The sequence below is a fragment of the Halioxenophilus aromaticivorans genome, from assembly GCF_042850945.1.
GTDB classification, from domain to species: Bacteria; Pseudomonadota; Gammaproteobacteria; order Pseudomonadales; family Cellvibrionaceae; genus Halioxenophilus; species Halioxenophilus aromaticivorans.
The window spans coordinates 4,335,702-4,349,524 of sequence record NZ_AP031496.1; the positions used below are offsets into that span (position 1 = coordinate 4,335,702).

The following is a 13,823-nucleotide window of genomic DNA, read 5'->3' on the forward strand; positions in this document are numbered from 1 at the left end:
ATTAAGTACGATTCATTCTGTTATTTTGTAAAGAACAGCCTAATGCCCACGACCGAAAACTCAATGCAGCCCAAACACATCGCCAATGCCATTGCACAACTGGGCCAAGGCCTAGGCCCGGAGGTGATTACCCAGGTAAACCAATTATTTGCCGAACAACAGCAACAGTTGGTAAATAAAGTCCCCGCCCTGGCCACCGACCTGGCCTACGGCAGCCACCCGCGTAATCAATTGGATATTTACGGCCCCAAAGATTGCCAAGGGCCCTGCCCGGTGGTTTTATGGGTGCACGGCGGCGGTTTTATTCGCGGCGACAAGGGTTCGGACGAACACTGGCCCAACACCAACGTAGGCCGCACATTGGCCCAGCACAATATCGTTACCGCTGTCATGAACTACCGCCTGGCCCCAGATAACACCTGGCCAAGTGGCAGTGAAGACATCGCCCAAGCGCTGGCTTGGCTGGCCGAAAACATCCACCAATACGGTGGCGACAAAAACCGCATAATTTTAGCCGGCACCTCCGCCGGCGCCGTACACGCCAGCGGCTACCTGCGCTTGGCGGGTGATAAGCCTACAGTCCACGGAGTGGTGTTAATGTCTGGCTTATACGGCTATACGCCACTGGATGACCGCGACCATTACTATTACGGCGACGAATCGACCTACGGCCAACGCTGCCCCAAAGAAGCCGTAGAAGCCACCGAGCTACCGCTATTGGTAACCTGCTCTCAATACGACCCCACCCGCTTTCAAACCGAATTTAACGCGCTGCTGCAAGCTCGGTTAAAACGCTTTGGCACCATGCCCAGGGCATTAATTATGCCGGGGCACAATCATTACTCTATGCCCTATCATTTGGGTACCAGCGATAAGCGATTGGAAATGGAGTTGGTGGCGTTTGTTTCTGCAATTTAAGTTGATTGATCCGAGTACTAATCAGAGGATTTAAATACCTAGCTATCTACCACAATGGATAACTAGATTGCTTGACCAGAACAGGTTTGAGCTATGGAGTTACCTAATGATAAAGGAGAACAACAATAATTCTAAACACCAATAACACCGCAAAAAAGTGTGACATCCCTGTCACCAAGATTTTAACTCCTAACAACGGCAGTGAGACTAGAAACTGCTATCACCCTTCAATTGGTTGAAAAAGAAAGGGACCTTGCCAACGATAATTGACACCATCGATCTCTAAACTGTGAAACTTGCTCTCTCCAGCAGCCTTATTCGCGACAACCAGGACATCGGGTTTAATTGAGTTTTTATAGATTATTTTGAGAGCAGTAAACTCCTGATCATTATGCAGCGTAATCAGCCGATCAATATTTCTTTCCGCGTCTTTGGACATTTCTAAAACCGGGCTGTAACTGCCATGCGCCTCTAACACTGATGCAAATACAGCAGACTTTGCGTTTTCTTTACGCCAGATCATTCCGGGATCACGCCGTAGATTGAATTCGGGATCAGAAGCTCCTAACCTAACAAAAAGACGCTGATCATCCTGTTCAGACGCTTGAACCAACGAGTAAAATCTGTGCCCGTAGAGCCATGTAAAGCTCTCACTCTCCGAAGACGACCGTGCACTACCCTCTACATAAAGGTGCTGATAACCGGAGCCTTTTCCTAATGCGATCAGGGACTCAGGAACACGAACATTCATACTACTGTCTATCATCTGGCCTTGATAATAGAACGGAAGATCGTACTGATTTTTTTTAGCAGAGCTTACCCGATAGAGATCTACGATATAAGGGCGCAGCAGGTCCGGCTTTTTTACAATAGCTACCGTTCTGTGTAATTCTGTATCTTCATAGGCATTGGTTTCTTTAGCGCTTACGATTTGGATACTAGCGTCGCCGCCGGTGAAATATAGATCTGAATGATTTTGGCTACCGACTGCATAATCACCTGCAAAGTGAGATTTCTCATTCAACACCAACGTGTTGTGCGCGATGGTCTGCTTTGCCCACGTAGTGTTCTCTGGCAAGTAATTGCCACCGCCCTTTTCTTCAATGTTTACAAATCTCACCAAACCGTAATCTTGCAAAACTTCTTGGCCCGCGTGAAAAACTGAAATGCCTAATTTATCGTAATGACCATGACTCAGACCGTGAGCAGTGTATTTAAATACTAAGTCTAATTTGGCTTGATCGTCTCTAAGTACGCTTATCCCACCTTGCTTGCCATCTGCACCGTCAGTCAAATGTATTGAGGTTCGTGGGTACGGAGCGGTTTGACCGTCTCGAATAGCGATAGCGGCAGACATACCTGCTTGGTTAAGCATCACCGCCCCCTGCTTTTCAACCACACTCAATAATGCGGGATCTCTATCGCCATAATAGTAAGCAAGGTTCACCGCGCTGACCAAACTAGCAGACTGAACCGACATTCCTTTTTGAGCGTCATTAAGTGGAAAAAATTCGCCGTTGTGGTCGGTCAAGGATAAGAGCGCATGCACAGCTGAAAATAAGACCCCGTCTTTGTATTCCAGCACTTCAAAATCTGGCAATACGTTATTCATTGCAACCGCAAAAATTAAGAAAGGATACATTGCATATCGCTGATAATAAGGGCCTTCAGTGTAGTAACCATCAGGAGAAAAAGGCTCTTCTAAATTAGCGATAAAACCGGTCACTTGTCCCGGCTTCTTGATAAAGCCGCCATCATTATCTTTGGCGTTAATTTTGATACCGTCGTCCTGCAATCCAAACAATGCTCTTTCGACCAATTCTTCATCGCTCATTACCAAACCGATCATACCAACAGCGGCGTTACCCCAAGCACTGTGGTTATGTATCCTATTAAAGAATTGCGGATTCTCCAATGAGATAAAGTCTGCAAACGGCCTAAATAAATTGGTGTTTAATGTTTGGGTCTGCTCGCTAGGTAACCACGAGTAAATAGCGTCATAGGCCTGCGCCATGTATAGAAGCCAATTACTGTCATTTAGACACTGCCAAAACAACTTACCACGGGCATAAGATCTCTCTTTGGGATGCAAGGGTAGATCATTGTAGATAGATGCGTATTGAAGTAGCATATCCCGAATGTATATAGCGTACTTTTCATCACCTAGCAGAAGAAAAAGCTGCCCGGCTTTCTGAGCAACTATGTAGTTCCTTTTATGCCGTTCGTGGCTATAGCCTCCAGAAAAATCCTTTGGCAATGGAACATCTATGCCCAATTCCATCTCTGCATCCACCATTTTTCTAGTCTGCTCAAGACTGGCGTCGAACAATGGCACAGCACCCAAATGACTTTTGGTCTCATCAACACCAGACGCGTTGAAAACAAGCCGTGGATGGCCGCCAACAAAGTCAAAATTAGAAACCGACGAATGCACAAAACTGGTAAAAGAAAGCAAGAAAATACCTAAAGCACCATATAAAATCTGCCAATTTACTAATACTTTAGACTTCATATATGACCACCCTTCGACTTTCATTATTCTAGATTTTTCTAAAAACAGACCGCTGCAGATAATTCCACTAATTAACTTAAGCCAAATAACAACGGTTTTCCAAAAGATTCGCACTTACCTGCTAATTTACTGATTGACCATTAACCACAATTTGAATAGGCAGTACAATCCATTTTCTAGCCAACAACAGGCATTGCATCTAAAGGAATAATTGCTCCCTTATGTTGTATTACAATCGATGCTAGGCGATGCCCTTCAGCCGCTGCATCAGTAGGTAATAAACCACTCTGTCTAGCCGCCAAGTAGCCAGCATTAAAAGAATCACCGGCCGCCGTAGAATCTATAACTGGGACTGGTGTGGTTTGAATTAATTGGTTTTGATCGCCATTGGTAGCTAATAGACATCCCTTTGGCCCCATTTTTAATACTATCTCACGTACTCCTAAGCTTTGAAGGCGAGCAATGACATCTTCGGGATTATTTCGATCAAATAGAGCTGACTCATCCTCCAAAGTGGGAAGCGCGATATCGGTAAGGCGGTACATAAGCTCATAACTTCTCCTCGCCTCATCGAGGCTCTGCCACAAGCTAGGACGGTAATTACCGTCGAAGATAACGGTTCCTCCGCGGCTTTTATAGCCGGACAAAAGCTGTAGGAATGTAAAACGAGCAGCATCACTCATAATTGCCAGCGAAATACCAGACAAAAAAACGTAGTCATAAGACTCCAGATAGCTAAAAAGCTCCAAGGATGACCGTTTGTCCTCAAACAACTTGCTAGCTGGTGAATTCTTGCGCCAGTAATAAAAAGATCGCTCACCGCTATCGTCTACATCAATTAAATACATTCCAGGCACTGCATTCTCGATATACCCGATCAGACCACAACCTACACCTTCCTTTAGCCACTGACCAACCATCCAAGCGCTAAATGGGTCATCACCTAGGTTCGTTACATAATCAACTTTAACGTTATAACGAGCCAGGTAAATAGCAGTATTTAAAGTGTCGCCTCCATACGACATAGTCATGTCGCGCGCATTTTTCTTACTTGAGGTTGGAGCCTCTGACAGCTCCAACATACATTCACCAATAACTGCAATTTTTCTCGGCATGATTCTACTAACTCAATTATTTACGAAAATAGCAGACCGCCATTGACATCCAAATTAGCACCAGTAACAAAAGAACCTTCGTCTGTCGCCAAGAAAGAAACAGCATTTGCCACCTCATTAGGGGCTCCCTCCCGCTTCAACGGGGTATTGCCAGCCACCGCTTTGCGCCCCTCTGGTTTACTAAAGGTATCGTGAAAGGTAGTGCTAATCATGCCGCAACACAGCGAATTAACTCGTATACCTTTAGGCCCTAATTCTTTGGCTAAAGAACGGGTAAATGTCATAACAGCGCCCTTAGAGGTTGCATAGGCGCATGCCCCCGGACCACCGCCATCTCGCCCGGCCTGCGAAGCGAAGTTAATGATGGATGAGCCATTCATCATATAGGGAACAACGGCTTTGGTTACGAGAAACGTGGGGTTAAGATTTAGCTGAATAACTTTATTAAAGAACTCTATATCCATCTCCTCTAGAGTTTTTCGGGCTACCATGCCGCCCGCAACGTTAACCAAGACATCGATGTTGTCGCCGTAGTTAACTCGGGTCCTGGCTATCATCTCATCGACTACTTCGGGGGTGGTCATATCCCCTTTAAACAACATCGCCTGACCGCCGGCTTCTTTTATCTCTTCTAGCGTCGTCTGCGCTGCATCGTCACTGCCGTGATAGTTAATAACGACTTTAGCACCCTCAGCCGCAAGGCGAAGAGATACTGCCTTTCCAATATCGCGAGCGCCGCCCGTTACAATGGCGACTTTATTTTCTAATTTCATAATAGGTTCCCCGAGTTTCGGTATAGGTTGTAAATGGGTTTTTAACTTTTCGGTTTTAACTTTTCGGTTTTAAAGGTTCTATAGATGGGCACAGTAGCCAAACAGCCAGTGCCGTTGTCGTGGCCAGCAGCGCACCGATAATGAAAGCAGGAGTGTAATTACCACCGGCAGTGAGCCAGGGTACGAGCGAAGTTAAAGCCGCCGCAGATAGCTTCGCGGCCATACCGCCGAAACCAGCTAACGTCCCTACTGTTTTGCCGCCGTAGAGATCGCTAGCCAAGGTTTGAATATTACCAATGGAGGTTTGGAAGCCGAATAAAATGACAGCCATCAAGATAACTGCATTGCCAGGTCCGCCAGGGTCCGCCATCGCTAATAGTGCAGGCAACATTAAACAGCACCCTATAGTAATTACCAGCTTCCTTGCCGCATTTACAGTCCAACCTGCTTCCAACCTATTCTGCGCTAGCAGCCCACCGAACCACGCACCAAACATAGCGCCAACGTATGGAACCCAACCGTAGATACCAATCGTTTTCACGTCCATACCGTAGACTTCTGAAAGGTATATCGGTATCCAAAAAACAAATAGCCACCAGATTGGATCTATTGCCGCCGACGCAATAATTACCGCCCAACTTTGCTTTCTTGTTAACAGCTCAGATACGGTCGGGTTGTAATCTACTGTATTTGAGTCACCACTTAAATCCGGCTTGTTCAGCTGACCACGCAAAATGTATTGTTTTTCTGACTCCGTTATCCAAGGATGCGAGCCCGGCGGAGCCTTAACCAGAGTAATCCATGGCAACAGCCACATCAGACCAGCCAGCCCAACTAAAATGAAGATTACTTTCCAACTAAAATAGACAGAAAGAAATGCGATTAAGGGAATTGATATAATGCCACCGATGGCGGCGCCGGAATTGAATATTCCTTGTGCTAGTGCTCGCTCTTTAGTCGGAAACCATTCAGCACTACCTTTAGTAGCCCCAGGCCAATTGCCTGCTTCCGCCACTCCCAGAATAGCTCGAAAGATACTGAAACTAACGACACCCTTTGCCAAGGCGTGCAGGGCAGTAGCAATTGACCACACACCAATTGAAAGAACGAAACCTAGACGAGTACCCACCAAGTCGAATATTTTTCCGAAGATAGCCTGACCAAATGCGTAGGAAAAAACAAACACGACGGAGATAAACGCATAGATCTCCTTTCGTTCGTCATCCGTTTTTTCCGGGTACAGATCTGCAGATATAGCCGGCCACAAAACATTTAACGACTGACGATCAATGTAATTAATAACAGTAGCTACGGCAATTAGGACGATTACCCACCATCTTAGACTTTTAATTTTCACCTGAGTTAGCCTTTATAAAATCTTCTCTACAAGGACTAAAGACGTCGATTAACAAGCCTGCTTCCTTACATAAAGCGCCATGGGCAATGTTAGGTTCCATGAAGAAACAGTCTCCCTCTTCTAGCGTCTTAACTTCGTCGCCCACTGTCACCTCAAATCTACCTTTAGCAATATAGGTCACCTGAGAATGAAAATGGCTGTGTATGTAGCCCTCGCTACCTTGCTCGAACCATACTTTGACCATCATAATTTGTTCGTTATATCCCAAAACCTGACGTGTAATTCCCCCGCCCAGGTCTTCTTTCTCCGTACCCTCAGCACACACAAAAGCCTTTGTTTGCATAACACCTTTCCTATACACCGTTCCAGGTTAATCAACGAATTTATTCTCGACAATTGCCGTAGAGGAGCCCGTGTTGTATAACTCTTCAATAGCCTCCAATTCCGTTCTTTCGAACAGATTGTCTACCACCGACGTTCTCGGCTCTCCAACAGTGTGCACCACAGATACTGATCCTGAGTCGATAAAGTGATTGTTGGCAATATTCGCAACCTGCACACCATGTAGCGATATGGAAGGTACCGAACTTAGACCAGAAGCATTACCAACCGCTTTAATATTAGAGCGATTTATATCAAGGTGAGGGCCGAAGGTGCTTTCGTCCGAGCCACCTCGATAAAGTCTAATTAACCCGCCGCTGATATTTGCAAATGTCGAATCAGAAATACTGACATATTCAGCATTGTAAATTCCGATATTATCCACCTCTGAATCTAGCTTAAGAACTGCGCCGCTAACGCCTTCTATGGTGCAATGGCTAATTGAAATTTGATCAGCCATAGTACCTTTCGCAACTGCAATTACGTTGAAGTTTTTATTTACATCCAATTCTTTGAAGTTACTTCGATTAATTTCGATTTCGTAGTTGTTCAGCATAGAATATCGACTGGTTCGAATTACAGAGTTGTTTTGATAGTCGGGGGCCTCTGCGCCTGTAATCGACAAGTCGTTAATGGATAAACTACCGCCATCAACAAGTTCGAATAGCGTAGAACGCTCATAACTAATTGCAACCTCTCCTGAGCCTTGCAACCGCAGTGATTTGTCTATTTTTAGTATCTTGCTTACGTGGTATTTACCTGGATTCAGATGCAGCACATCTCCATCTTCTGCAACCACAATAGCCTGCGACAGCGTGTCCATACCAGGCTCAACCGCGATTTTCTTGCCGTAACCAAAGCGACCGCTCTTTTCTGGCTTTTGAAACCAGTTCACACCAACATCTTCTTTCTCAACTGGTATTAAATCCTTGGCAATACCCACCGTTGCTAACGACGAGTCTACGGGCACCTTTAACCCATACTTTGATTCCGACATACTAAACTTGCGATGCAGCACACCTGGATCAACAACCGGATGCGCTTTGCCGTTTGTTACGTTACCTCTAAAATTAATACCGCTAATATCGTCGTAAACAGCGAAGACTTCACTTTCGTTATCGTTGTAGATTAAATTGTTGGCAAACAGTGTTCTGACAGGAACCGCACTTCGCTCTTGATCACTACCGGCTGCAAATTGTATTCGACCACTATTAACGATAGAGTTATTCTCGATTACAGAGTCTTCTACTCGGTCATATCGATTGATTGGTGAGTTGGGTACGCCATTCATCAAGACTAGCGCCCCACCGAACCGATAACCAGCCAGCCCTTCCAGATAATTATTTTTTACAACCTGCCTTTTATTAATAACCCGTATACCGCCCGTGTGGTCGATGTTGTTACCATAAAAAACATTGGACTCAACCAAATTGTCATGCCCATGCCTAAGAGTTAAGGTTCCACGAGATTCGTAAAACACATTACCCCTATAAACATTACCACCCGATTTATTTGAAATTATCTCAAGCTCACCATCACAGCGATCAAAGTAGTTATTTTCTATTACAGTACGTGAGTATGTTCTTGAGTAGTGACTCGTACCCACCCGTAGAGTCTCTCCTCCATTGGACCCTAGTGTTGGTCTTGGCCCGAAGTAATTATGATCGATACGATGGTGATTTTCGCGACTCTTTTCGGAGTCGAGCCTTACCGCCAAGGTAACACCCTTGTTTTGCTTTCCCTCAAGATGGCTGTGATCAAAACGATTGTGCCTACCGTACAGCGCCACCCAATAGTCCGTCTCAAAACGCTCGGGGTTGGAGTAATAGTAGATCACCGTTTGGGTTACACGAGAGTGGTTTGCCACGCTTTATTTGTCCTTACGAAACGAAATAACGGCTCCCGATGGCGTATGCCCATCTCGAAACACAAGACCCGACACGACTAGATACTCCCCTGCCAAACGAAGATTGGATTGACCCGTTAAGACAACGTTACCATTCGTCTGGGCTCGCAGAGTAATAGGCTTATCTGGCGTACCATTACCTTCCAATAGTATTTCGAAGTCATGCCATTTTCCGTCGCTCAGAATGACAGTATCACCAGCAACGAGTTTACTGCTTAGCCCCTGATATTCAGCTGGAGTTTTTACCAAATACTCCGCTGCATAGGCACTCGATGCAATGTTAAGTAAGAATAGAACAAGCGAATGACGCAATAAGCTAGACATAAAACTATAGAGACCCTGCATTAAATGTAATTACTTTCCTGAGTTTGGAATACCCGTTGTTGGGCATTCCATCATGTCGCCACCTATCAAATTTTTGCGCTAATACCCAAGAATAGGCGTGGCCCGTAGACGTTTAGCTCACCCAGATTGTCTTCTGTATAGAAATATTGAGTCTTGGGCTCATCAAGAATATTAATCGCCTCTAAAGATACCTTTATGTTGTCAGTGACTCGGTAGGATGCTCTGGCTTCCCACACACCCACGTCCCCCACAAACCTTAGACGAGTACCGTTCGACGTATAGGGCTGAAAGTAATCGCTACGATACTTATAGATAACAGACGCGTCGAAGTTACCGATTTGATAATACAATTGTGCCGACCCGGTTTGCTTAGAAAACCCAGGCAAGTTACCAGGAGAAACGATGCCAATATTCGTCTGTATATAATTACCATTTTCGTCGGTATAACCACGTTCACCCAGATTACTGTCTTCAAACTCGAAGTCTGAATCGGCCCAGTTGTAACTAAGCTTTAGGCCCAAACCATCAAAAGGCTCTGGGAGCATGGAAAAACGAGTGGTTGCGGTGAGTTCGAAACCGTACAAAGTACTTTCGTCATCATTAGTTTGGCTGAGAATAACCGGAACGGTTATGTCCACACCATCGACATTATAGGTTTCATTGGTTACTACGTTCTCAAATCCACCAATAAAATCCTTATAGTAAACACCAAATGCCAGCAGGGAGTCGTCGTTGGGATACCACTCATAGGAGATGTCATAATTCCAGGAAGTAAGCGGCTTAAAGCCTGGATTGCCTGATGCGTTAACGCTTGATATGAGCTCATTGACATCGGTAATTCCACTGTCGTCATCGGAAATCGTAGTAAACGAGCGCGAGAACCCCATGTCCGAAGGATTAGCTCTAGATAGGCCACGGAAGATACTACCTCTGATGGTTTTATTTTCAGCTATATCCGCAACAAAACTAAAGCTGGGTAACCACTCAGTGTAATCTGAACCGCCTTTTACTCGGTCAATTGAATCCAATTCAATCAACGCTAAGTTCAGCGCGTCACTGGCGTCCACCTGATACGACGATCGAATCCCTATAGATTCCACGTCAGTCTGAACCATCCGCAAACCAAACTTGCCCCGCACTGGGATACCAGCTAACTCCGCTTCATAGTGCGCCTGAAGATAAGCCGCAAAGGTTTCTTCAGTCACATCGATTGTGTTTGCCCCTCGCTCTAAATCTGGATATGCCAAATCCGCATCAAAGAAGTCAACCACGCCCTGGACCATGCAACGCGTATCGAAGGTAGCCCAACTATTTCCGGATGAAAGGACGTTCCCCAGATCATCGACTGTAGTAAAAAGATCCCCGCTTCGCTCTGACGCTAAGAATTCGTTGCCCTCTTGAAAAGAGTTTTGACAAGCTTGGTTCAGCGCAAGAATTTGTGCATTACTTTCCGCCTCAGTGCGAGTGACATCATTATAGGTATTATCCCTGTCGTTTCGAATCTCAAATTCAGTACGTGCCCCGCTCAGTGAATAGTAGTCTAATTTAGAGAATCTAACACCGGCGTCAATGGCCGTGACTATACTTCCGTTTAAGTCGTAATTCAGATCAAATCTAATTGCATCATTTGTATTGGTTCGATCTAAATCATTGTCAATTCGTGCCCGATAGCGGTCGGCAAATAAACTGTGGTCATCAACATCTGCATCGACAATAGTATAGCTTCCAGCATCGCTACTACCTCTTTCCCAGTTAGTAAGAAAACGAGGGTCAGTCTGGGTACGAATTAAATACTGCTGCTCGGTTCGGGTAGTTTCAGAAAAGGAAATATCACCGCTTAACGTCAAAGTGTCAGTTACCTGCCAAGCAGCAGATAAGCCACCCCCAAGATATTCCTCGGTTCGGTTATAGGTTTCTCCACGCGCCTCTATTTGCGTTTCCGTGGTGAGTGATGACGTAGCACCAGTATTTGATAAATTTAATGAATCATAGGTAGTACCAACGGTATTGCGGCGCAGATTGACAAACGCAATGTCATGCCGATCCTCTTCTTGCACCCGTTCAGACCATTGAACATCGAAATTAATGTCAACACTATCATTAGGCTGAAACTGTACTGCGGCAAAGAAAGAATCTCTGTAATCACTCGTATCGTTCTGTCGGTATCCACGCTCATTCGGCACAACAACGAAACGGCTGTTCAAATCAGCAGAGCCGACCCGGGTATCATAGCCAGTACTATTGTCACCGTCGTAATTCACAGAATCACCGCCACCTGCGAAGTCCTCACAATCATCCGAAGCAGTCGCGACATTTGAAAATCCACGGCCAACGCCTTCCTCCAAATTACTAGGATCAGCAAGACACGCACGATTAGAGGTTCCCGTTGGGCTGTTAGACCTCACCTCCTGCTCTGGCTGAGATATTTCGCTCCTTTGCACACCAACAGCAACGCCTATGTGAGCACCATTTGTAAACTCAAACTGATCAACATAGCTTGCGGTAGCCCTGTGCCCAATGTCACCAGACATTGCCCCATCTACATCAAGTTGATCTGGATTGACGTTACCCTTCAGATCGAATTGAGCTCTTCTTTCTCCATAGTCAAGCGGCTTTAAGGTTTCTAGCTGTATCTGCCCGGCAACGCCGCCTTCTATTTGCGCTGCGTCTTGAGTTTTGTAAATAGCGACCTTACTCATTAGTTCTGCCGGGAATTGAGAGAAATTAACCGAGCGATCTCCAGAACCATTTGTCGCCTCCCGACCGTTAAATACGGTCGAGCTCAAAAACGGCCCTAGGCCACGAATGGAAATTTCAGTTGCACCGCCATTTTCACGATGAGATGCAGCGCCAGTGATAGACTCTAAAGCCTCTCCGATAGATAGAGCCGGCAATTCGCCAATATCTCCGGCCGACAAGCCATCAACCACCTCCGTTGCATCTCTTTTAATATTGATTGCGTTTTGAATGGTTTTGCGGGTGCCAGTAACGACCACTTCTTCTAATGCTCGCGCAGCATCCTGAGCACTAGACTCCTGCGCAAAGGAGGGCTCAGCCAAAGCGCCAAATATTGCGGCAGCCAAAGCAGATTTGATGAACAGTTTTCGCTCACCGGAGCTAAACAGAGTTTTGATATCTTTATTGTTTGTCATGCTGTGCCTCTCAATCCCACGCTCTCACCTAGTAATTATCAAAATTGACGGCGGAACGACTGATGTATCGTTATTGTGTTTTCAGCGGGATTGATAGTAGAGATGACTGACAAGATTGTCAATACAATTGGTAATAACAAATTTAGCCACTTGTAATACCACAAACAGCCAGCAAGAAGAGAAAAATTCATTCACAGAGAAAAATCATGCAGACACTATTGCCCAAGCAATAATGCAAAACTGACGCACTGAAAAGAGAGAGATGACGAGCTAACAGAGAGGGGACAGAGGAGGGGCGGCACAATACTAGAGGTACTAAGGTATCTCAAAAGGTGGCGAGACAAGCACCACCTTTAGGAAGAAGCTTTGTTACTGATCCACGCTAGTCTGCCGCGCTATTGGCAGTATCTATCATTCGATTAGCCGAAAAACGCTCTCTGTTTTGCGATAACTTGAGCCGCACCTCAGCTACAGCTTCCTCCTCCGCATTAGCATGTAGTGCATCTAAAGCCCTTTTAAAATGCTGCCTCATAGCTAAGCGAGCGGCCTGTGGGTCGCCTTTTTCCAAGGCGTCAATCACGGCTCTATGCTCCTGCAAGCGAACAGCTGGATCCGGCTTACAAACGGATTCATGGGCACGACGAATGGAATCAACACCCTGCTGTGTATCCCACAGTTCACGCACCATGTCCATCAGCATCTTATTTTTAGTAGCTTCAGCAATAATGGAATGGAACTTTCGATCGGCACAATCACGCCCGAGGTTGGTAAATTCGTTTTCTTCAGCCATCACATCGAGTACTTGCCGCAGTTGCGATATTTGCTCGGGACGAATCATGGTCGCCGCCAAAGCTGCCACCTCACCCTCCACCAAGACCCTAGACTCTATTAGCTCAAAGGGGCTTACCGCTTTATTGGCATGAGATTCCTTTTCAACAGCAGCAACGTACATTCCAGAACCGGTTTTAACTTCGATCCTCCCAGTTGCCTCCAGCGCTATGACAGCTTCTCGCACAGTAGGGCGGCTCACATCAAATCTATCAGCCAACTCCCTCTCGGCAGGCAAGCGACTACCCACCGGGAATTCACCGGATTGAATCAATCGCGTGATTTCAGCGACTACCTGCCGATATAGGCGATTACCACTCATACTAATTGCCACTCTGTATCTAAATCCGCATCAGTATTGCGCGGAACTTTGGTCAGACAACTATACATCGCTTATCAGCGCCAGCCAAATACAAAACCAGAATCCCGCGTGTACCAGTTTCAAACCAAGGCCAATAAACACAAGCCTTTTACTCGACCAGAACCGTGGGAGCACACACCTCTAAGCACGCAACACATTATTACCAATAATTAAT

Annotated in this window: 8 protein-coding genes and 1 pseudogene; 1 reads left to right on the forward strand and 8 read right to left on the reverse strand. The window is 45.8% G+C overall.

Annotation, left to right across the window (positions count from 1 at the left end; translation table 11 throughout):
* The first annotated feature begins 42 nt into the window (after positions 1-42).
* A complete protein-coding gene (locus tag ACGHM3_RS18565) occupies positions 43-918 on the forward strand; it encodes an alpha/beta hydrolase (RefSeq protein ID WP_345422352.1) in 876 nt (291 codons plus the stop codon).
* A gap of 220 nt (positions 919-1,138) precedes the next feature.
* On the opposite strand, the gene ACGHM3_RS18570 is transcribed toward ACGHM3_RS18565, so the two are convergent.
* From ACGHM3_RS18570 to ACGHM3_RS18605, 8 genes and pseudogenes are all read right to left on the reverse strand, one after another.
* Complete coding sequence (locus ACGHM3_RS18570; protein WP_345422349.1) at positions 1,139-3,430, reverse strand: alginate lyase family protein; 2,292 nt, start codon at positions 3,428-3,430, stop codon at positions 1,139-1,141.
* Positions 3,431-3,606: 176 nt separating this feature from the next.
* Positions 3,607-4,545 (reverse strand): sugar kinase, encoded by a 939-nt coding sequence (locus ACGHM3_RS18575; protein WP_345422346.1) that lies wholly within the window; start codon positions 4,543-4,545, stop codon positions 3,607-3,609.
* Positions 4,546-4,565: 20 nt separating this feature from the next.
* The gene (locus ACGHM3_RS18580) at positions 4,566-5,318 is read right to left on the reverse strand and encodes a 3-oxoacyl-ACP reductase family protein (RefSeq protein ID WP_345422343.1); all 753 of its coding nucleotides are present in this window, start codon (positions 5,316-5,318) and stop codon (positions 4,566-4,568) included.
* 55 nt (positions 5,319-5,373) lie between these two features.
* Positions 5,374-6,675: an MFS transporter gene (locus ACGHM3_RS18585; protein ID WP_345422340.1), complete on the reverse strand. Its 1,302-nt coding sequence runs from the start codon at positions 6,673-6,675 to the stop codon at positions 5,374-5,376.
* Positions 6,665-7,018: a cupin domain-containing protein gene (locus ACGHM3_RS18590; protein WP_345422337.1), complete on the reverse strand. Its 354-nt coding sequence runs from the start codon at positions 7,016-7,018 to the stop codon at positions 6,665-6,667. The genes ACGHM3_RS18585 and ACGHM3_RS18590 overlap by 11 nt, the downstream gene beginning before the upstream one ends.
* Before the next feature lie 27 nt (positions 7,019-7,045).
* A pseudogene (locus tag ACGHM3_RS18595) lies at positions 7,046-9,286 on the reverse strand (chondroitinase-B domain-containing protein).
* A gap of 86 nt (positions 9,287-9,372) precedes the next feature.
* A complete protein-coding gene (locus ACGHM3_RS18600) occupies positions 9,373-12,459 on the reverse strand; it encodes a TonB-dependent receptor (protein WP_345422335.1) in 3,087 nt (1,028 codons plus the stop codon).
* A gap of 382 nt (positions 12,460-12,841) precedes the next feature.
* Positions 12,842-13,609, reverse strand: coding sequence for a FadR/GntR family transcriptional regulator (locus ACGHM3_RS18605; RefSeq protein WP_345422332.1), 768 nt, complete (start codon positions 13,607-13,609; stop codon positions 12,842-12,844).
* Between the last annotated feature and the right edge of the window lie 214 nt (positions 13,610-13,823).

Coding starts and splice junctions, on each gene's coding strand:
- ACGHM3_RS18565 (WP_345422352.1), top strand. CDS start 43: ATGCCCACGACCGAAAACTCAATGCAGCCCAAACACATCGCCAATGCC.
- ACGHM3_RS18570 (WP_345422349.1), bottom strand. CDS start 3,430: ATGAAGTCTAAAGTATTAGTAAATTGGCAGATTTTATATGGTGCTTTA.
- ACGHM3_RS18575 (WP_345422346.1), bottom strand. CDS start 4,545: ATGCCGAGAAAAATTGCAGTTATTGGTGAATGTATGTTGGAGCTGTCA.
- ACGHM3_RS18580 (WP_345422343.1), bottom strand. CDS start 5,318: ATGAAATTAGAAAATAAAGTCGCCATTGTAACGGGCGGCGCTCGCGAT.
- ACGHM3_RS18590 (WP_345422337.1), bottom strand. CDS start 7,018: ATGCAAACAAAGGCTTTTGTGTGTGCTGAGGGTACGGAGAAAGAAGAC.
- ACGHM3_RS18600 (WP_345422335.1), bottom strand. CDS start 12,459: ATGACAAACAATAAAGATATCAAAACTCTGTTTAGCTCCGGTGAGCGA.
- ACGHM3_RS18605 (WP_345422332.1), bottom strand. CDS start 13,609: ATGAGTGGTAATCGCCTATATCGGCAGGTAGTCGCTGAAATCACGCGA.